Below are 17,858 nucleotides of genomic sequence, written 5' to 3'. Positions count from 1 at the left end.
GTCCTTGCCGATAGCCGATCAGAAGACGAACTCTCGCGCTTTCAGGAAGCCCGGGAGAGGACGGATCGACGAGTTGAACTGCGGCGTTGCGGAAATGCCACCGTTTTCCTTGGTAAACAGGGTCGCGAACGCTGAATTTCCGTGCCCGACGACGGCGATCAGGCGGCCACCATCGCGCAACTGGTCAAACAGGCCGGCCGGCACCTCTTCCACCGCACCGCTGATGAAAATGATATCATAGGGGCTTTCGTCACGATGGCCCGCTGCCATGTCTCCGGAGACGGCCTGAACATTGTCGTAGCCGGTAAGCAGGCTCTGCGCCTGCGCAACCAGGTCACCGTCGCTATCAAGCGTGACGACACCGCCAGCCAGATGCGACAAAAGCGCTGCAGTATAGCCGGTGCAACAGCCGATTTCGAGAACCAGATCCTCGCGGGTGACGGCCGCCAGTTGCAGCAGCTTTGCGAGCGGCGAAGCGGCCAACACGTAACGGCCCGGCGCCACCTCGATATCGTTGTCGATATAGGCAATCGGCTTGACGGCGTCCGGCACGAAGGCTTCGCGGGGGACGGTGAGAAATGCCTTGAGGACCGAATGCGACGTGACATCGGTCGTGCGAATCTGGTTATCCACCATGGTGATCCGGGCTTTTTCGTAATCGGTCATGCTTCTGCGCCTCATCAAAGCGGTCCAACTGTTTCCCGTCTTACTGACGGTGCCAGCGGCTTTCAAGTCGTGGCGTGGCAGGACCAGGAAAAACTCCAGTACTGGCAGGTGCGCGTGTTCAGCAGCGCGGAGAAGCATAATGCGCCGTACACGCATGGCACACCGCCCTGCGGCCCGTTAACGTAAAATTCACTATGCGCTGGACGCGGGTGGATCTTTATGGCGATAGAGTGTCACGTTTCGAGGAGATAGCAATGGCAGAGCAAGCCACCTTGCGCGACAGTCTAGAGAAAGTCGCGAGCTTCAACAATTTCTGGTCCGTGCGCGACGACGGCACGCCGGTGAAGTTTGTCGACATGATTACAGAATGTCGACACCACAACAATATTGTCTATTTGTCGCTAGGCTCTGCGATCATGGATGTAAACGGTTCTCCGACCGTCGAGGTCGCAAGCCGTTTGCGATTCGACATCGGTACCGCCAGGAATATTCACACGATGCTAGGTACGATGATCGCGGAAATGCTGCGCGCAGATGCGAAGGCTTAATTCGTGATTTGGCGACACGTACAGAAATACTCATGTCATTATTTTTACTCAACGAATGTGTCTCTTACATCATCGGAGAACCATTTGTTTTCCTGCGCGAGCTTTCATCGACCCATCGGCTGAGTTTAGCAGCAACGGCACCCTCCTTCCCTTACCCAGAAATGCCTTGAGATCTTCACCTGCGGCTGAACCGACATGCCAAAATAGAAGATACCATACCTTCAACCCATGTCTTCGAATGGCTGACATGAAAAAACGATAAACTTCACCACGGCCCTATTGCGTGGTTCATGGATTCGTTCTAAACGCCCGTCACCGCTCGATGAATACCCGGATGGCCTCGTGGCGGAGTGGTGACGCAGAGGACTGCAAATCCTTGCACCCGAGTTCGATTCTCGGCGAGGCCTCCATCAATTTCCCGAATAGTCAGTATCTTACGCTTGCGCGCTAAATTGGCCGCCTCGAGCCGTGGCGCGTGTCTCAACGCTGGACTTTACCGCCCTTCCCTGTCAAAAGCAGTGCCGAACGCGACCGCCGTTAGCTTTAGAACGGGGTCGGGTGACCGATTGACGTCACGTCGCTGCCACGAGATCACGTGGCCGTTCTCGATTATCCTGCATGACATCCAACAGCCGGTCGCAGCGCTCACGCCGGCCAGTAGCTATCCGACGTGAAATCTCTAGGGATCTTCACGAAACGGGCAATGGCCTGGGCGGCGTATTCGATCTGCATGCGCAGGTAGCGGATTTCGATCGGCATCGGCGCGCCCGTCGCCAACTCGCGAATGCGCCAGTCGTCATATCCGCTGGCGTGAATACGTCTTTCCGCTTCCTTTCGCACATCGTCTGCGGTGGGGCGGTGCCATTCAGCCGTTCCGCCACGTGCCCCTCCGCCCTTGCCCCCTTCGATCACCACCAGCTTCACCATGCCCGCCGCCTTCCCCGTCTGGCACATTAGACATGACGCAAGTATGGACCCGCTTTCTTGAGCGATGCTGACCAATCGCCCTATCGAAAACCATCTAGAAGAACTTGTAGAACGGGGAGCTGAAAAACACCTCTGGCCGCATGCAGTCGCATCTGCTAATATAAAACCCGTGCCAAGGCCTGAGGAGACCCGTGGCGCCGCATCGCGCCAGCGATGCGCAAAGACGAGCGGCACCCCCGGCACAGTGATGCCCGGCGCTGCTTCAAAATGGTCATGCGGCAGGAGGAGAAACCGTCATGCAATATCTTGATTTCGTCACCACCATCAATCCGTTCGTGCTCGCGGTTCTGGCGCTTGTCGTCTGCGTCGGTGTGTACGATCACTTCGTCGCGCATAAGTAAGCCGACAGCGCCGGCTTGGCCGATATTGTTGCACGTTTCGTTCGGCGCGGGCAGTGCGCCGGACGCGGCAAGGCCTGACGCTGGTCTCATCGCGCAAAACTGCTACATAGGTCACTCCCGCATCAACACGGAGGTGAATGTGCAGCAGTCCGTCCAATTTGAAGATTCATCGCGCTCCCTGACGGAGAGCCTGCAGACGCTTGTCGACGGCATTCGCGGTCAGTCGATCACATTACGCGAACTGATGGACGCCGTCGGCGAGCAGGGCCTGCTATTGCTGTGCGCCGTCGCCTGCCTGCCCTTTCTTATCCCGGTCTCCATTCCCGGTGTAAGCACCGTTTTCGGCGCCGCGATCATCCTCATCAGCATTGCCGTATGCCTCAACCGCCTGCCCTGGCTGCCGAAACGCATTCTCGACCGCAAGCTGGACACCGAAAAACTGGTCCCGGCCCTCAAGCGGGGCATCGGCATTGTCGGCAAGCTGGACCGTTTCGTAAAACCGCGCCTGACGCAGGTGACGGGCAGCGCGATCGCCAATCGCGTCAATGCGCTGGCCATTACCGTCGGCGGCGTCCTTCTGATGTTCCCGCTCGGTCTCATTCCCTTTTCCAACACGTTGCCGGCGGTGGCGATCCTGATGCTGGCGGTCGGCATGATCCAGCGCGACGGCCTTGTTGCGCTGGGCGGCTATGCCTTTCTGGTGGGAACGAAGATATATTTCGCAGCGCTCGCCTATGCCGCCTTCAGCGCCGGCCAGGGCCTGATGTCCGTCGTCAGCTGACAGGCTGCGCCAGCCTGCTCTCGACCATCCACAATTCATTGCCCGCAGGGCCTGACAGCGTTGCGGGCGGTAGCGCCTATCCGACATTGCGGGGCTGGCGGGCATTCCCAGACTGACGTCTTGCCCACCAGACGGCGATCCGCCGGCGCAGGCGCCGCACGAAGGCAATATCGGCGGAAAGCACGACAAGACCCAGCGGGACCATCCAGAAACCGAGAATGGGCAGAAATCCAAGACAGCCGCCGATCACCAGCAGAGTGCCGAGCGCCATTCGTCCCAGGCGCGAGCGCGGCATGGGAAGCCGGAACCGGCCAAGCATCAGCTTGCCGTCCTTGGGATCGATCCCGAATCCGGATTTTTTTGCCTTCTCCGCCGCCGCCATCTGGCCTCCGTTTATGATGCTCTCACAAGCGCGAGGTGGGAAGTCGCGGTGGATAAAACAAGTTCCTTCATTTTTTTTACAAAAACCGCTTGGCAAATCGTCCAAGCGTTTGTATTACCCCGCTCACCGCCGCGGCGACGCGGTTTTTCCCTGGTAGCTCAGCGGTAGAGCATTCGACTGTTAATCGACAGGTCGCCGGTTCGAATCCGGCCCGGGGAGCCAAATTCGAAGATAAACGCCTGCTTTCGTTGAGAGATCCGAAAGCAGGCGTTTTCATTTTTGGCATCTGTTACTGAGCTTGCAGGGCTGCTTCGGTCATCGTCCGCGCAGCATGGAATGGTTGCCGTATCTCCATCCGCAGGCGGCAGCTTTTCGCCCACGCGGCTCTACTGCCCCAGTGCTGGCAATCTGCCGTTCGGACCGCTTACGGCCACGATCACGTAATTTGCATGAGAAGCGATCTGATACGGTCCGATTCCGGCAATGCCGGCTCGTGTTCGAGCTTTGCGCGCGAGCGGTACTTGGTATCGGATGCGTACCACTCGATCAGGCTTGAAGCGACGTCCAGGGCCTTCGCGTCGGCCTTGTCGACACCGTTCTCCTCACACCAAGCTGTATGGAAGCGGTTGATCTCCTCCAGGTCCTCAGAGGAGAGAACGGTTGTCGAAACACTGCTGGAAAACATGGTTGGTCCCGGTGCGCTGATGCATTTCGTGCGAATGACCGCGCATAACGGCGCCGGAATCATTTTGTTCCTCATTTGACAAAGAGAATCGACCTGCTCGGGCGCTGTGCCTCGCTCCATCGCGTTACGAACGCTCATCCAGGATTGCGCTGAACGCCTTCATGTCTTCCAGGAAATTCTGGAAACGCTCCTTTCCAATCGTCGCATAAATCCGGCTTCTCGCCCTTAGCGCGGCATCATGCACGGTCTGCAGCACCTTTTCCCCCTCCGGCGTGATATAAAGCATCCGGGCACGGCGATCATTGCGATCTACATCGCGTCGGATCAGGCCATCCCTCTCCAGAATCTCCACACATTTGGTCACCGACGAGCGGTCAAGCGCGATCCGTTCGCCGAGCACGTTCTGCTGGATGCCGGGCTCGATATAGGTGAAGGCCAGCGCGCTATATTGAGTGGGAGAAAATCCATGTTCGGCCGCCTGCTCGCTAAACAGCGCCAGCGCCACCTGCTGGCAGCGCCGCAACAGGATCCCGTGGGTATTGAGCATATGCTCGGCGGTAACGATCACGAAAAACCTCTTCCTGCGACAGATTGACATACGCCAATTGGTGGCGTAACCGATCGTCAGCTATCCAACTAATTTGGCGCGGTGGAGGACTGCGCTGTCTCGCGACAGCGTCAGTGGGTCTGCTTGCGCCTTTTTTTCGTGACGTCCGCATGCCGATATCCTTCAGCAGTTTCCAGCCTCCAGATGCCCGGCGTCCCTCGCCACGGTGAAGAGCGCGACCTTGCCCGACATTGAATGCGGATGCAACGCGCCGGCTTGGCAACCCCTTCCATTCCCCGCAGGCAATTGCCCTGCCCTTCTCACGGACAGTAAAGTAATGAAAAGACATCCGAGTGATCCTAACGACAAGCTGCTCATGTCGCGCCGCGGCATGCTTCTCAGCGGCGCCACCCTTCTTGCAGGAAGTTTTGCCGCCTCGCTGTGTCCGGGCATTTCGCTGGCCGCGATCGATGCCGGCGCACAGAGCCGGTTCATGCAGCTGTCCAGTCTGTTGATCAACCACGGCCTCAATCCAGAGGTCGGGGCCCGCATCGCCGAAACCGCGAGCGGCCAGTACCCCAATTTTGCCGGCATGCTCGATGCGATCATCGCGATCGCGGACAAGAAGCATGCCGCGCAGGTCGAGGATTTTTTCAACGACATTCCGGAAGGCGAACTCAGGGACTTTGCCCATTGGGTCATCTTCGCCTGGTACAGCGGCTGCTCCTCGGACAAGCGTGATGCCAAAGTCTTCACTTATGAAGAAGCGCTGACCTTCAAGACGACCAGCGATGTCGTCACGATCCCTTCTTACGGCATTTCCGGCCCAAACCTGTGGACGCGTCCCAACGTTCCACTTTCGGCCCCCATGCCGCGCTTCTGACGCCTCATTCCTACAACGAGTTCTCCCATGGTTACCAAGAATAGTGCCGACGTCGTGATCGTCGGAACGGGCGTCGTCGGCGTCGTGATCGCCGAACAGCTGCTCGATGCAGGCCATTCCGTGCTGATGATCGAGGCCGGCCCGCGCGTGTCGCGCGCCGAAGTCGTCGAAAACTGGCGCAACGCGCCCCTCGGCGTGAAGGGTGATACATCCGTTGCCTACCCGCCCCGCCCCTGGGCGCCCCACCCGACCGGCGCGGAAAAGGGCGACGACGCCTATCTGCAATTCACCGGCCCGGATGCCTATGACCAGACCTTCATCCGCTATGCCGGCGGCTCGACCTGGCACTGGGCCGGCACCTCCTGGCGCCTGACGCCGGAAGACATGCGCCTCAACTCGCTCTACGGCGTCGGTCGCGACTGGGCCTTCGATTACGATACGCTGGAGCCCTACTACGTCCGCACCGAGCATAAGCTGGGCATCTGCGGCCCGTCCGATCGGGCACTGCAATGGCCACAGACAGGCGTCCGTTCGGCGGAGTACCCGATGCCGGCTCTGCCGTTCTCGCCGGGCGAAGTCAAATTTACGGAAGTCGTCAAGACGCTTGGTTACAACAACATCCCCGTTTCGCAGGCGCGCAACAGCGGCATGCCCTATGACGGCCGCCCGGCCTGCTGTGCCAACAACAATTGCGTGCCCGTCTGCCCCGTCGCCGCCAAGTACGATGCGGAAACCGCGCTGCGCCGGTTGGAGACGAAGGGCGCCAGGCTGCTGGTCGATTCGGTCGTCTACAATGTCGAAACGAACGCCCAGAACAAGATTGAGGCGGTCAGCTATTACGATCAGCACAGGGAAAGCCACCGTGTTACCGGCAAGCTTTTCGTGCTTGCCTGCAACGGCCTGGAAAACCCGAAACTGCTGCTAATGTCGAAGGACGACCGCAACCCGAACGGCGTTGCCAACTCATCCGATCAGGTCGGCCGCAACATGATGGACCATCCGGCCCGCTCGTTTACGGTCACCACCAAGGAGCCATACTGGTCCGGTATCGGCCCGGTCGTCAATTCCGGGATTATGGAAACCTCGCAAGGGTCGTTCCGCTCGCAACATGCCGGCGCCTATTTCCGCTACAACAATTTCGCTCGCAACCGCTTCGTCACCTTCGCGGCCCTGAAGAAGGGCCTGGTCGGCAAGGCGCTCGACGAGGAAATCCGTCGCATGACGGCCTGCACGGCCGATATCGTTGCCGCGCATGAAATCCTCGCAGACCCGAACAACCGCCTCACTCTTTCGGACAAGAAGGACTGGCTTGGCCTGCCGAAACCGTCGATCCACTATGATGTCGGCGATTACGTCCGCAAATCCTGGGAGGTCTATTCGCAGCCGATCGGCAAGCAGATCGCCGAGGCGATGGGCGCGGTCGACGTGAAGATCAGTCCGAAATTCAACAACAGCAAGCACATCATGGGCGGCACGATCATGGGCAAGGATGCCTCCAACTCGGTCGTCGACGTCGATTGCCGCGCCCATGACCACGAAAATCTGTTCATTCCAGGCGGTGGTGCCATGGCCGCCGGCGCCTGCGGCAACAGCACCATCACCATGACGGCGCTCGCGCTCAAGGCCGCAGACGCCATTGTCGACCAGATGCGGGGTGCATGATCATGACGACGTTAAAAACCTTCGTCCTCGCGGCTCCGCTGGCCTTTGCCGCGCTCGCACCTGTCACCGCGTCGGCTCAGGAATTTTCCAAGGATCTGATTGAGAAGGGCCGCTATCTGGCCACCGCGTCCGACTGTGTCGCCTGCCACACCAATCATGATGGCGGCAAGCCGATGGCGGGTGGTTTGCCGATGACGTCGCCGGTCGGCATCATCATGTCGACCAACATCACGCCATCAAAAGAATTCGGTATCGGCAACTATACCGAGGCGCAGTTCGCCGATGCGGTGCGCAAGGGCGTTCGCGGCGATGGCGCCAATCTCTATCCGGCCATGCCCTACGTGTCCTATTCCAACATGACGGATGAAGACATCCATGCGCTCTATGCCTATTTTATGCAGGGCGTTGCGCCGGTGGACGAAAAGGCGCCGGAAACGGACCTGCCATTCCCGATGAATATTCGTGCCTCGATGATGGGCTGGAACATGCTGTTCCGCCCCAACGAGACACATAAGGACGACCCCAGCCAGTCGGCCGAATGGAACCGCGGCAAGTACCTTGCCGAAGGGGCGGCGCATTGCAGCACGTGCCATACGCCGCGCGGCATGCTCATGCAGGAGCAGAAGGATCGCGACCTCACCGGCGCCCAGATCGGCCCATGGTTCGCGCCCAATATCACCAACGACAAGCTGAATGGCATCGGTTCGTGGACACAGCAGGATTTGGTGACCTATCTGAAAACCGGTCGCCTCGATCATCGCGCCCAAGCCGCCGGCAGCATGGCGGAAGCGATCAGCTATTCGTTCCAGCATCTGACCGATCCGGACCTCAACGCGATTGCCACCTATATTCGCAGCGTTCCCACGGCCAGTGCGTCATCGACATCCGGCCAGTCGCGTTTCGATCAGGGCCAGCCTGGCAACGCGCTGACCGGTTTCCGCGGAAAGGACTACGTGCAGGGCATCAAGGGCGACCACGCTGGGGCTGCGCTCTACACGGCCAACTGCGCCTCCTGCCACGGCTATGACGGCCAGGGCACGACGGACGGCTATTACCCCAGCCTGTTCCACAATGCGGCAACGGCCGGCGACAATGCGAATAATGTCATTGCCGCCATCCTCTATGGCGTCGACCGGCACACCGAGGACGGCCACGTGTTCATGCCGCCCTTCGGAGGCCAGCCAAACAGCGTCAATCCGCTGACCGACGTCGAAGTCGCCTCGCTCTCGAACTACCTGCTGAAGGATTACGGCAATGCCAAGCTGACGGTGACGCCCGCAGACGTGCAGGTGATCCGTAACGGCGGCCCCGGCTCGCGACTGGTACTGTTCGCACGTATCGGCATGGGCGTGGGGGCGGCGTTGGCGATGGTCGCGCTGGGCGCGGCCGTGTGGATCGTCCGCCGTAGGCGCGTGCAAACACAAACCGCCGCATAAGGCGGCGGCGAAACGTCCAGGAGAAAGCCTTCCATTCGTTGGGAGGCTTTTTTTTGCTATGGTGTCAGAAAAGTTCGGCCACGGCCGACGCATTGGCAGCCGCCATTGCCTCGGGAAGCGTCAGGGTCGAATAGACGCGGTTTCTGCCATTGCTCTTGGCGAGATAAAGCAACTGGTCGGCAGCGTTGAGATTGTTGTCAAAGCTTTCGCCGGTCTCGGTTTCCACCACGCCGATCGAGATGGTCACCGCGATCTCGCGTTCGTTCACCTCCATCACCAGTTCCTCGATCTGCTGGCGCACCTGCTCGCAGAACGAATGCGCCTGAAATGCATCCGTGTTGCGCAGGTAGAGCGCGAACTCCTCGCCGCCCAGACGGGCGGCAAAATGCTTGGCCGGCGCACAGGCCTCGCTCAGGGTATCGGCGACCATTTTAAGCACGCGGTCGCCGGCTTCGTGGCCGTATGTGTCATTGATGCGCTTGAAATGGTCGATGTCCAGAATGGCGACGCTGCTGAAATTGTCCAGCGAGCGCGCCTCCTCCATCTGTCGGGTCTTTTCGAAGAAGCAGCGACGGTTGGCAAGACCGGTGAGATAGTCCCGATCGGCAAGATAGCGCAGCCGTTGGATCTGTCGCAGCGTCTCGATATTGTTGTCGATCCGACACTGCAGTTCTTCCGGCACGAAGGGTCTGTACATGAAATCGCAAGCTCCCGCTTTGAGAAAGCTTGCAGACAGCCAGCGATCGGTGGAGGAGGAAACACCGACAATGCGCATTTCCTCGGAAGAGCGCGTCTCGCGGATCCGTCGCGTCAGCTCGTACCCGTCCATGTCCGGCATGTGATAGTCGGTCACGACCAGATCGATCTTTTCCTCGGCTTCGAGGATTTCGAGCGCCTGCTTGCCGGAATGCGCCTCCAGAACGCGAAAATTCTGACGCGTCAGGATCTCGACCAGACCGGAGCGAGCGGATCGCGCGTCGTCGACGACGAGAATGGTGAATGCGCTGTTGGAGAGAATGCGGGCAACGGTCTGCAGCACGGTTTCCACCGTCCGGGGACCATCTTTGACGATGTAATCGATGATCTTCTTTTGCGCATAGCGTTCACGGGCTTCCGGATCGAACATCGCGGTAAAGACGATGGTCGGCACCCCGAAATCGCCCAGCAAAGCGACAATTTCGCCGCGCGGCGAATCGGGCAGGTTGAGACCCGTCAGCGCCAGCGTGAACTCCTCGTTCTCGAGGCAGATGCGGGCTGCGGCATGGCTGTTGCAACAAATTACCTGTGCCCCGGTTTCCTCCTCCATCCGTTGCCGAAGCAACATCGTCATGGCTGGAGAATCCTCGATAAGCAGTATTCGGTTATGCTTGTCACTCGTCGCCACCGTGTTCCCACGACGTGTGTCTTTTCTGGCTGCCATCAACCCCACCGCAATAACAGTCGCCCCAATTGCGGACATTTGTAGGGGCAACCTGTTACCAACCGATTATATCGAAAGTAAGATTGCGGGCGTAAAGAAGATTTTGGAGCAAAAGCTCACGTTATTATGAGCACCAATTTGAAACAGTACCGCCTTTCGGTTGCGCTAAACCTTCGCGCACAAGCTGATCACCAATCGATTTACCGTTGCGCATTGCAACACGCAGCTTAGCACCTGCCTGTTCTCGGTCTCCATTGTCGGACAGAACGAGGTCGAACGGGCCGGCATCGAGCAGTTCCCGCAGCCGAACCTTGGCCCGGAAACCGCGCTGGCGTTCCGCTTCGCATCTGGCCGATTCGGCGCTCGGCACATCGACATCGGCCAGCCGTACGGCGGTGCGGTCATGCCAGAACACGCCGGACTCGGCGATGCAGTCGTTGAGGCCGGAACGACCACAATAATAGAACCGACCCTTGAAGCCTGCTCCCACCATTTTTGCCCCTCCATCAGCGGCAAGACTTTTTGCGCCAGGCGTGGGGGCAATGGTCGGCGGTGGCAGTGACGCAAGCATCGGCTTGGCCGCCTGTTGCGGCAGGGTTTGCGTCCCTGCGCGCGCCGGCACGGCATGTCCCTGCGCCAACGGCTCCGGCATGGACGGGCCGCGGCGCGACGAGTCAGTCAGTGTCGGCGACGGTATGGAGGCCGGTGGCACGGGGATCGCCCTGGCCGGCGCACTCGCCGTGTCGCGGCCTGTCGTCGGGCCGTTCGCAGCAGGGGGACGCTGCATCGGCTTTGCCGCCGCGGGCTGAGCGGCGGTTTTTGCCGGCCGTTTCTCGGGCGGGAGGTAGCGCGCAAGGTCGTCGCGGTGATCGTAGGCGACAATCCCCCCCATGACCAAAGCGGCCGTGGCGTACCAGACCGCCATGCCGCCCTTTGCTTTTGCGGCTGAACCGCGCCGGGTCTTGCGCCCCCTGCTCGTCGATGCCTTTGCCATCACCGTCTCCTTCGTGTCCGTGGAGCGGAGTATCGTTAACAAATCTTTCCGAATGGTTGGCGCGCGCGAACGCGACGCCGCGTTTCGATGCAGTTTTTTTGTCCCGTCCACAGACTTGTAAACAAAGGCCCTTCGTCGCCTTCGCCCGACAAAATGGGTGCACACGAGGTGGCGGCCTCTGGAAAAGCTAATTTCCCCTCTATATGCCGGGGTCTACTGCCATGTGTATCAAAACCAGTCACCTGTCGCCGACGCGAGTCTTGCCGGCATGGGCGAACCAGTTTTGCGCAAGCCATGTAATTTAGAAACTCCTCACCGGAATGAGTCCGGCCCCAACGAGGACAATGACATGTCGAATGAGACCGATCACGCCCGCCACGAACCCAGCGATTCGGCAATCGCGCTTTTCCTGCAGGAAAGCGATCCGGATCAGCTGACTGACATTCTGGTTGCGGCGCTCGATGAGGCCTTCCGCATCATGGAACAGGATATTCGCACCGAAACTTTCCATTGAGGTCCTCGCGTGGGTTGGAGCCATGTCCAGCTCACGCCGCCAGCACCGCCTTCAATCTCTCGAACCGCCGGCGCGCCCGCGCCAGCTGCTTTGCCGCCGCAATCGGCTTGTCTATGATTTCTTCCAACGATTCTGCCAGCAGATTGGCCGCATGGCGCGCGCCCGTCTCAGCGGGCACGCTGTCGGCGATTTCCCGCGCGAAATTGTACATTTGCCTATAGCTCACGATTTCGGCTGCAACCTTGCTCCAATCGCGCTTCTGTCTGCTCATATCCATTCGCCATGATCATCATCACATCGCGGCCAAAACGCGTCAGGAGGGGAAAACGTCCGCCCCTATCAAAATCGTTAGTCAAGCTCGGATTAACCTGTAACCGCCGCTTGCATTAGAAATCACGCAATACAAGCAAAGCCTTAGCGGTAGGTCGGAAGGTATACCCTGACTGCCAGCCCCTCGCCGCCCGGCGGCTCGGCCAGCTCGACGCTGCCGCCGTGGAGCACGGCGATCTCTTCCACGATCGGCAGGCCGAGACCACTGCCGGGCCGATCCTGCGGGACGCCACGTTCGAAACGCCTGAGCGCTCGGCTGCGGTTTTCCATGGGAATGCCGGGACCATTGTCCTCCACTTCGAGCACGACCTTGCCGCCGACCTCAGCCGTGCGCACCGTCACCACCGCGCCCTTCCCCGCATATAGAATGGCATTGGAGATCAGGTTCTTCATCATCTCGGTCAGCAGCAGCGGATCGGCCCTCGCCTTGAGTGGCGCGTCGCCTTCGAAGCCGAGGTCGATATCCGCGTCGGCGGCCGCGACGACATGATCGGCCGTCGTCGCCTGGGCCAGTGCGGTCAGATCGACGGGCTGAAAATCGTCGCGGCGCGCCCGGGCGGTCGCATCGATCCGCGCCATCAGCAGAAGCTGGGCCAGTGTTCGCTCGGCATTCGCAACCGCCTCATCGGCTCTCAACGCGGCCCGGCGGGCTTCGTCAAGATTTGCAGCGCGTGTCGCCAGCGCCAGCTGGGTGCGGATGACCGCCAGCGGCGTCCGCAGCTGATGGCTGGCATTGCCGGTGAAATGACGCAGCGCGTCGAGCGCCGATTGGAGCCGCACCATGAAGGAATTGACCGTATCCACAAGGTCCTGCACTTCCGTGGGGACGCGGTCGGCGATCGGCGCCAAGTCCTCGGGGTTACGGTGGGCGATGGCGCCGCCGAGGCGATTGAGCGGCCGCAGCGATACGGTGACCGCGATCCAGACGATCACGGCCGCCCCGACGATCAGGAAAAACAGCCGTAGGGCAGAATGCAGCAGGATCGAATTGGTCAATTGTCTGCGGGCGATCGTGGTTTCCGCGACGGTCACCATGAAGGGCATGGAGTTGATCCCGGTCGAAGCGGATCGCGCCAGCGTCGCCACGCGGATCGGCTCGCCGCGAAACGTCGAATCGAAAAACGCTGTTGGCTGGCCTTCATAGCGAGCTAGGAACGGCAGCTTCTCATAGCCGGTAATGAAGGTTCCAGGTGGCCCGTCGACGCGGTAGAATACGCGATCCTGCGCCGCCGATGTCAGCATTTCCAGCGCCACATAGGGAATGTCGACCTCGAGCCCGCCATTTTCGGAAACGACCACGCGCTCGGCAATGGCCAGCGCCGACCCGGCAAGGACTCTGTCGGAGACGTCATTGGCCGTTTCTCGGGCTTCCCGCCATGTATCGGACAGAGCAAGCGCTCCCAGAAACCCCGTAGACGCCAGAAGCCATGCCAGCAGACGCCGACGGATGGAAAACAGCGCCATTCTCATGCGATGAAGCCGGTCGGGCCAAGACAGGTTGCGACACTCACCGGCCTGCCGCCGCGCCTTCGAGGTAATAGCCTATGCCCCGCGCACTTTTCACCGTCAGGCCATGCGGCTGCAGACGACGGCGCAGGCGGCTGACATATTGTTCGATCGCATTGGCCGAAAGATCTTCGTCGAAACCGGTCATCGAGCCGATGATCGCTTCCTTGGACACGACCTTGCCGGCCCGCAGGAATAAAAGTTCGAGCAGACCCAGTTCCCGGGCAGGAATATCGAGCGGACGACCTTCGCTTGAAAAGCTGCGGGAGGTCAGATCGAAGGTGACGCCGCCATATCCGATCTGCGACGAACGCAGGCCCGCCTGGCGCCGCAGCAGCACGCGGATCCGCGCTTCCAGTTCGGACACATCGAAGGGTTTGGTAAGATAGTCGTCGGCACCGAGATCCAGTCCCTTCACGCGCTCCTCCGGCGCGCTGCGGGCCGTCAGGATGATGACGGCGGCACGGTTCTGACGCGACCGCATGGCGCGCAGAACGTCAAGACCATCCATTTCCGGCAGGTTCAGATCAAGGATGACGAGATCGAAGGTTTGAGCGGCGGCAACCGCCTCGGCGGATGCGCCATCATGAACGACGTCCACTACATAGCCGCTGCCCCGCAGGATCGCCGCCAGCCCTTCTGCCAACGCGCCATTGTCTTCCACCAGCAAGATACGCACCGGCGCTCCTCCCTCTCCGCAGGGCGGAGAATAGCGACGATGCGACGAATTGTCACCGGTGTTCGCGGCTTCAGGAACGCGGGCCGAGATAATCCATCTTGCCGAGCGGAACGCCTTTGTGGCGCAGGATGGCGTAGGCCGTCGTCACATGGAAATAGAAGTTCGGAACTGCGAAGCCGAGCACGTAATTGCGTGCCGTAAAGGTGGTTGAACCGCTGCTGGTCTTCAGCACGACTTCGGTCTCGTCCTTGCCATCCATCGCCGAGGGTTCAACCGCCTTGAGAAGATCGACCGTCTTGGCAATACGGGCATGCAGGTCGGCGAAGGTCACCTCGTCATCAGCCATCGGCACGTTTTCGATGCCGCCCACGCGCACGGCGACGAATTTGGCCGTATCGCTGGCCCGCTGGATCTGTGCGGTCAGCGGCCCCATGTCCTCGATCAGGCGAGCCTCCAGCAGCGTCCTGTGATCCAATCCCTTTTCGTCGGCGAACGCCTCGCCTTTCTTCAAAATGGCGGAGAGGTTCTCGAAAGCCCGAATGAAGGCAGGCAAAGTGATATCGTAGAGAGAAAGCGACATGGGACAGGTCCTGAAATGGGCCATTGGCGGAAAGCCTGGGCGCGTTAAGCTGAGCAAAGGTAGGCACCCGAACTTTCCCGCACAAGCAGTGCAAGATCTGTTTTTCCTCAACCCGTCTTGCCGCAGCCGCCTGGCCACGCTTGTCGTTTCCCGGACCGTGGGGCATGCTTCTGTGATGAAGGTTCTCCTGCTTCCCCTGTTCCTCACCCTCCTCTGCCCAACTGCCGGCTTTGCGGCGGAGGAGACGCTGTTTCCAGCGCTTTCCGGCGACGGGAATGCGCGTGAGCTCAAGGTCTATTCCTCGCTCGATCGCCCCTTGGCGACCCCTATGATCGCAGGCTTTCAAAAAGCCAATCCGGACATCGCCATCCGCTACGAGGAAATGCTGACGGGGGAAATCTACGACCGTATTGTTCGAGAAACCGACGCCGGGCAGAAGACTGCCGACTTCGCCTTTTCATCTGCGATGGACCTGCAGGTGAAGCTTGCAAACGATGGTTATGCGCAGGTCAGCCACACGCCGATGAAGGCACGCTGGCCTGAATGGGCCAGTTGGCGCGACACGGTCTATGCACTCACCTTCGAACCGGCCGTCTTCGTCTATCACAAGCCCAGTTTTGACAAGACGCCACCGCCCTCCACCCGCGCGGAACTGGTAAGGTATCTGCAGAGCCAGGGCGATGCCGTGTATGGCCGTATCGGCACCTATGACATCGAGCGGTCCGGCGTCGGCCTTCTGTTCATGTCGCGCGACCAGGAGCAGTTCGGGGACATCTGGTCCGTCGTCAGGGCCATGGGTGCGGCCGGCGTCAAGCTCTATTCCACCAGCGAGGCCATTCTGGAACGCGTGGCCGACGGGCGTTTCGTACTGGGGTACAACATAGTGGGCTCCTACGCCTCCAACTGGGCGATACGGCACCCCAATATCGGCATTCTCCTGCCGAAGGATTACACGGTAGTAATGTCGCGCATCGGTCTCGTGCCGCAGGCGGCCGCATCGCCGGATCTTGGCCGGAAATATTTGGAATTCTTCATGTCGACGGAAGGCCAGACAATCCTTGCGGTCGATGTGCAGATTCCGGCCGTCAGCCCGGATGTCGCCGGCGCCAATACCGGCACGGCGCTACAGAAGATTCTTGGCGGTCAATTGAAACCGGTTCCCGTCAGCCTTGGCCTGATGGTCTACCTTGACCAGGTCAAGCGCACGCGGCTGATCTCCCGCTGGAACGATGTCCTCAGGCGGCAATAAACACGATTTCCCCTTGCCAAATGTTTCCCATGGGCGAAGTGTCAGTCAGATGTCAGCTTCATATGTTGGCTTGACACCCGATCGGTGGACGCGTGGAGGCGGAAACCGGCGGATATGGGAGAGAGACTTGCAAGCTGGGAGAACCCGGCACCGCTTCCTCCCGTCTCCAGAAAAGACACCGCGCCCTCAGGCGCCAACGGAGGAACACACTTGAAACATTTCTTCATCGCCTCGATCCTGGCCGGTGCTATGGCCCTGCCGGCATACGCTGCCGATTATACGATCGTTGCTCCGGCCGCACCGGGCGGCGGCTGGGACCAGACGGCCCGCTCCCTGCAGGCCGACCTGCAGAAGGAAAAGATTTCCGGCAAGGTTCAGGTCGTCAACGTCCCCGGCGCCGGCGGCACGATCGGCCTTGCCCAGTTCGCCAGCCAGCAGAAGGGCAACCCGAACTCGCTGCTCGTCGGCGGTTACGTCATGGTCGGCGCCATCCTTACCAACAAGGCTCCGGTGACGCTCGACGCCATCACCCCGATCGCGCGCCTGACCGGCGAATACGAAGCCGTCGTCGTTCCGGCCTCGTCGGAAATCCAGAACATCGGCCAGTTGATCGAGATGCTCAAGAAGGATCCGGGTTCGGTTTCCTGGGCTGGCGGTTCGGCCGGTGGTACCGATCATATCGGCGCAGGCCTGATCGCCAAGGCAGCCGGCGTTGATCCGACCAAGATCAACTACATCGCCTATTCGGGCGGTGGCGAAGCGCTTGCGGCCATTCTCGGCAACCAGGTTACCGCCGGCATTTCGTCCTACGGCGAGTTCGAGCCGCAGGTTAAGGCCGGCACGCTGCGTCTCCTCGCGGTCTCCAGCGCCGAGCGTATCGAAGGCGCCGACGCCCCGACCCTGAAGGAATCCGGCCTCGACGTCGTTCTGGAAAACTGGCGCATGGTTGCCGCAGCTCCCGGCATTTCCGAAGAGCAGAAGGCCGCCATCACCGCCGACGTCGAAAAGCTGGTCAAGTCCGCCACCTGGCAGGAAACGCTGAAGACCAAGAAGTGGCAGGACACGTTCCTCGCCGGCAAGCCGTTCGAGGAACAGCTGGCCAAGGACATTGCCGCAACCGAAACCATTCTCAAGGACATCGGACTGGTTAAATGACCACTGGTAACCATAACCATGAACACGCGCGCCGCCCCGATTGGGCGGCGCTTGCCGTGGCGGTCGTTCTCGCCGTCATCGCCGCCGTCATCTTCTTCGATGTCAACCGGTTGGAAAGCGGCGGCGGTTATTCCGGCATCGGCCCGGCCACCGTTCCTGAAGTCATCACCTTCTGTCTGATCGGACTGGCGATCTGGACAGTCGTTGCCGCTTTCCGTGGCGATTTCCCCGAGCGCGAGCATCAGGAATTGTCGCCCGTCATCTGGATCGTTGGTGGCCTCGCCGCCCAGATGCTGCTGCTGACCACCGCCGGCTTCTCCATCGCGACAGGCATTCTGTTCGCCATGACCGCCGCCGGTTTCGGCAAGCGCAAGCTCTGGTTCTCCATCCCTGCAGGCATTGCGCTTGCCTTCGTCGTCTGGATCGCCTTTGCGCAGCTTCTGCAGCTGTCGCTTCCGGCCGGTCCGTTGGAGCGACTGTTCTTCTAAGGCGTGATGCGTGCCGCATCACCAG

General features: G+C 60.3%; 20 protein-coding genes and 2 tRNA genes. 11 read left to right on the top strand and 11 right to left on the bottom strand.

The genetic code is table 11. The features are described 5' to 3' along the window. Positions 1-18: 18 nt before the first annotated feature. Positions 19-666 (bottom strand): protein-L-isoaspartate O-methyltransferase family protein, encoded by a 648-nt coding sequence (locus ACQKKX_RS08915; RefSeq protein WP_427570262.1) that lies wholly within the window; start codon positions 664-666, stop codon positions 19-21. 254 nt (positions 667-920) lie between these two features. Between ACQKKX_RS08915 and ACQKKX_RS08910 the strand changes: the two genes are divergently transcribed. Next, entirely contained in the window at positions 921-1,214 is a 294-nt protein-coding gene (locus ACQKKX_RS08910) for a hypothetical protein (RefSeq protein WP_427570261.1), read from the top strand. 336 nt (positions 1,215-1,550) lie between these two features. After that, positions 1,551-1,624: transfer RNA gene (locus ACQKKX_RS08905), tRNA-Cys, on the top strand. Positions 1,625-1,859: 235 nt separating this feature from the next. Here the strand turns inward: ACQKKX_RS08905 and ACQKKX_RS08900 are convergent. After that, complete coding sequence (locus ACQKKX_RS08900) at positions 1,860-2,141, bottom strand: hypothetical protein (protein WP_427570260.1); 282 nt, start codon at positions 2,139-2,141, stop codon at positions 1,860-1,862. 540 nt (positions 2,142-2,681) lie between these two features. Between ACQKKX_RS08900 and ACQKKX_RS08895 the strand changes: the two genes are divergently transcribed. Next, positions 2,682-3,323, top strand: a complete 642-nt coding sequence (locus ACQKKX_RS08895) for an exopolysaccharide biosynthesis protein (protein WP_427570258.1) — start codon at positions 2,682-2,684, stop codon at positions 3,321-3,323. Positions 3,324-3,399: 76 nt separating this feature from the next. On the opposite strand, the gene ACQKKX_RS08890 is transcribed toward ACQKKX_RS08895, so the two are convergent. Then, entirely contained in the window at positions 3,400-3,705 is a 306-nt protein-coding gene (locus ACQKKX_RS08890) for a hypothetical protein (protein WP_427570612.1), read from the bottom strand. A 147-nt stretch (positions 3,706-3,852) separates the two neighbouring features. On the opposite strand from ACQKKX_RS08890, the gene ACQKKX_RS08885 reads away from it, so the two are divergent. After that, positions 3,853-3,927, top strand: a tRNA-Asn gene (locus tag ACQKKX_RS08885). A gap of 214 nt (positions 3,928-4,141) precedes the next feature. Here ACQKKX_RS08885 and ACQKKX_RS08880 read toward each other — a convergent pair. Together ACQKKX_RS08880 and ACQKKX_RS08875 are read right to left on the bottom strand one after the other, a co-directional pair. Then, positions 4,142-4,453, bottom strand: a complete 312-nt coding sequence (locus ACQKKX_RS08880; RefSeq protein ID WP_427570257.1) for a hypothetical protein — start codon at positions 4,451-4,453, stop codon at positions 4,142-4,144. A gap of 61 nt (positions 4,454-4,514) precedes the next feature. Next, positions 4,515-4,958 (bottom strand): MarR family winged helix-turn-helix transcriptional regulator, encoded by a 444-nt coding sequence (locus ACQKKX_RS08875; RefSeq protein ID WP_427570256.1) that lies wholly within the window; start codon positions 4,956-4,958, stop codon positions 4,515-4,517. A 316-nt stretch (positions 4,959-5,274) separates the two neighbouring features. On the opposite strand from ACQKKX_RS08875, the gene ACQKKX_RS08870 reads away from it, so the two are divergent. From ACQKKX_RS08870 to ACQKKX_RS08860, 3 genes are read left to right on the top strand one after another with little or no spacing between them, the layout of a single operon-like run. After that, positions 5,275-5,820 (top strand): sugar dehydrogenase complex small subunit, encoded by a 546-nt coding sequence (locus ACQKKX_RS08870; RefSeq protein ID WP_427570255.1) that lies wholly within the window; start codon positions 5,275-5,277, stop codon positions 5,818-5,820. A gap of 27 nt (positions 5,821-5,847) precedes the next feature. After that, the gene (locus ACQKKX_RS08865; RefSeq protein ID WP_427570254.1) at positions 5,848-7,482 is read left to right on the top strand and encodes a GMC oxidoreductase; all 1,635 of its coding nucleotides are present in this window, start codon (positions 5,848-5,850) and stop codon (positions 7,480-7,482) included. 2 nt (positions 7,483-7,484) lie between these two features. Next, entirely contained in the window at positions 7,485-8,918 is a 1,434-nt protein-coding gene (locus ACQKKX_RS08860) for a c-type cytochrome (RefSeq protein WP_427570253.1), read from the top strand. A gap of 64 nt (positions 8,919-8,982) precedes the next feature. On the opposite strand, the gene ACQKKX_RS08855 is transcribed toward ACQKKX_RS08860, so the two are convergent. Further along, positions 8,983-10,248, bottom strand: a complete 1,266-nt coding sequence (locus ACQKKX_RS08855; protein ID WP_427570252.1) for a GGDEF domain-containing response regulator — start codon at positions 10,246-10,248, stop codon at positions 8,983-8,985. A gap of 214 nt (positions 10,249-10,462) precedes the next feature. Next, positions 10,463-11,332, bottom strand: a complete 870-nt coding sequence (locus ACQKKX_RS08850; RefSeq protein WP_427570251.1) for a hypothetical protein — start codon at positions 11,330-11,332, stop codon at positions 10,463-10,465. Between the two features lie 349 nt (positions 11,333-11,681). On the opposite strand from ACQKKX_RS08850, the gene ACQKKX_RS08845 reads away from it, so the two are divergent. After that, the gene (locus ACQKKX_RS08845) at positions 11,682-11,846 is read left to right on the top strand and encodes a hypothetical protein (protein WP_427570250.1); all 165 of its coding nucleotides are present in this window, start codon (positions 11,682-11,684) and stop codon (positions 11,844-11,846) included. Between the two features lie 31 nt (positions 11,847-11,877). Here ACQKKX_RS08845 and ACQKKX_RS08840 read toward each other — a convergent pair whose 3' ends face one another. The 4 genes from ACQKKX_RS08840 to ACQKKX_RS08825 form a co-directional block, all read right to left on the bottom strand. Next, positions 11,878-12,117 carry a hypothetical protein gene (locus tag ACQKKX_RS08840; RefSeq protein WP_427570249.1) on the bottom strand — a complete coding sequence of 80 codons (240 nt, stop codon included), beginning with the start codon at positions 12,115-12,117 and terminating at the stop codon, positions 11,878-11,880. Positions 12,118-12,260: 143 nt separating this feature from the next. After that, positions 12,261-13,646 carry a sensor histidine kinase N-terminal domain-containing protein gene (locus tag ACQKKX_RS08835; RefSeq protein WP_427570248.1) on the bottom strand — a complete coding sequence of 462 codons (1,386 nt, stop codon included), beginning with the start codon at positions 13,644-13,646 and terminating at the stop codon, positions 12,261-12,263. Positions 13,647-13,683: 37 nt separating this feature from the next. Then, positions 13,684-14,361, bottom strand: a complete 678-nt coding sequence (locus tag ACQKKX_RS08830) for a response regulator transcription factor (RefSeq protein ID WP_427570247.1) — start codon at positions 14,359-14,361, stop codon at positions 13,684-13,686. A 70-nt stretch (positions 14,362-14,431) separates the two neighbouring features. Continuing rightward, complete coding sequence (locus tag ACQKKX_RS08825) at positions 14,432-14,941, bottom strand: DUF1993 domain-containing protein (protein ID WP_427570246.1); 510 nt, start codon at positions 14,939-14,941, stop codon at positions 14,432-14,434. A 175-nt stretch (positions 14,942-15,116) separates the two neighbouring features. Between ACQKKX_RS08825 and ACQKKX_RS08820 the strand changes: the two genes are divergently transcribed. The 3 genes from ACQKKX_RS08820 to ACQKKX_RS08810 all read left to right on the top strand — a co-directional run bounded on the left by ACQKKX_RS08820 (position 15,117) and on the right by ACQKKX_RS08810 (position 17,833). Next, positions 15,117-16,190, top strand: a complete 1,074-nt coding sequence (locus tag ACQKKX_RS08820) for an ABC transporter substrate-binding protein (protein ID WP_427570611.1) — start codon at positions 15,117-15,119, stop codon at positions 16,188-16,190. A 210-nt stretch (positions 16,191-16,400) separates the two neighbouring features. Beyond that, the gene (locus ACQKKX_RS08815) at positions 16,401-17,345 is read left to right on the top strand and encodes a Bug family tripartite tricarboxylate transporter substrate binding protein (protein ID WP_427570244.1); all 945 of its coding nucleotides are present in this window, start codon (positions 16,401-16,403) and stop codon (positions 17,343-17,345) included. Next, entirely contained in the window at positions 17,342-17,833 is a 492-nt protein-coding gene (locus ACQKKX_RS08810; RefSeq protein ID WP_427570243.1) for a tripartite tricarboxylate transporter TctB family protein, read from the top strand. Before ACQKKX_RS08815 ends, ACQKKX_RS08810 begins: the two co-directional genes overlap by 4 nt. Positions 17,834-17,858 lie beyond the last annotated feature (25 nt).

The organism is Neorhizobium sp. NPDC001467, from assembly GCF_050275975.1.
Classification (GTDB): Bacteria; Pseudomonadota; Alphaproteobacteria; order Rhizobiales; family Rhizobiaceae; genus Neorhizobium.
This window is presented reverse-complemented; position numbering and strand designations above follow the sequence as displayed.

Coding starts and splice junctions, on each gene's coding strand:
- ACQKKX_RS08915 (WP_427570262.1), bottom strand. CDS start 666: ATGACCGATTACGAAAAAGCCCGGATCACCATGGTGGATAACCAGATT.
- ACQKKX_RS08910 (WP_427570261.1), top strand. CDS start 921: ATGGCAGAGCAAGCCACCTTGCGCGACAGTCTAGAGAAAGTCGCGAGC.
- ACQKKX_RS08900 (WP_427570260.1), bottom strand. CDS start 2,141: ATGGTGAAGCTGGTGGTGATCGAAGGGGGCAAGGGCGGAGGGGCACGT.
- ACQKKX_RS08890 (WP_427570612.1), bottom strand. CDS start 3,705: ATGGCGGCGGCGGAGAAGGCAAAAAAATCCGGATTCGGGATCGATCCC.
- ACQKKX_RS08880 (WP_427570257.1), bottom strand. CDS start 4,453: ATGATTCCGGCGCCGTTATGCGCGGTCATTCGCACGAAATGCATCAGC.
- ACQKKX_RS08870 (WP_427570255.1), top strand. CDS start 5,275: ATGAAAAGACATCCGAGTGATCCTAACGACAAGCTGCTCATGTCGCGC.
- ACQKKX_RS08865 (WP_427570254.1), top strand. CDS start 5,848: ATGGTTACCAAGAATAGTGCCGACGTCGTGATCGTCGGAACGGGCGTC.
- ACQKKX_RS08860 (WP_427570253.1), top strand. CDS start 7,485: ATGACGACGTTAAAAACCTTCGTCCTCGCGGCTCCGCTGGCCTTTGCC.
- ACQKKX_RS08855 (WP_427570252.1), bottom strand. CDS start 10,248: ATGACGATGTTGCTTCGGCAACGGATGGAGGAGGAAACCGGGGCACAG.
- ACQKKX_RS08850 (WP_427570251.1), bottom strand. CDS start 11,332: ATGGCAAAGGCATCGACGAGCAGGGGGCGCAAGACCCGGCGCGGTTCA.
- ACQKKX_RS08845 (WP_427570250.1), top strand. CDS start 11,682: ATGTCGAATGAGACCGATCACGCCCGCCACGAACCCAGCGATTCGGCA.
- ACQKKX_RS08840 (WP_427570249.1), bottom strand. CDS start 12,117: ATGAGCAGACAGAAGCGCGATTGGAGCAAGGTTGCAGCCGAAATCGTG.
- ACQKKX_RS08835 (WP_427570248.1), bottom strand. CDS start 13,646: ATGAGAATGGCGCTGTTTTCCATCCGTCGGCGTCTGCTGGCATGGCTT.
- ACQKKX_RS08825 (WP_427570246.1), bottom strand. CDS start 14,941: ATGTCGCTTTCTCTCTACGATATCACTTTGCCTGCCTTCATTCGGGCT.
- ACQKKX_RS08820 (WP_427570611.1), top strand. CDS start 15,117: ATGAAGGTTCTCCTGCTTCCCCTGTTCCTCACCCTCCTCTGCCCAACT.
- ACQKKX_RS08810 (WP_427570243.1), top strand. CDS start 17,342: ATGACCACTGGTAACCATAACCATGAACACGCGCGCCGCCCCGATTGG.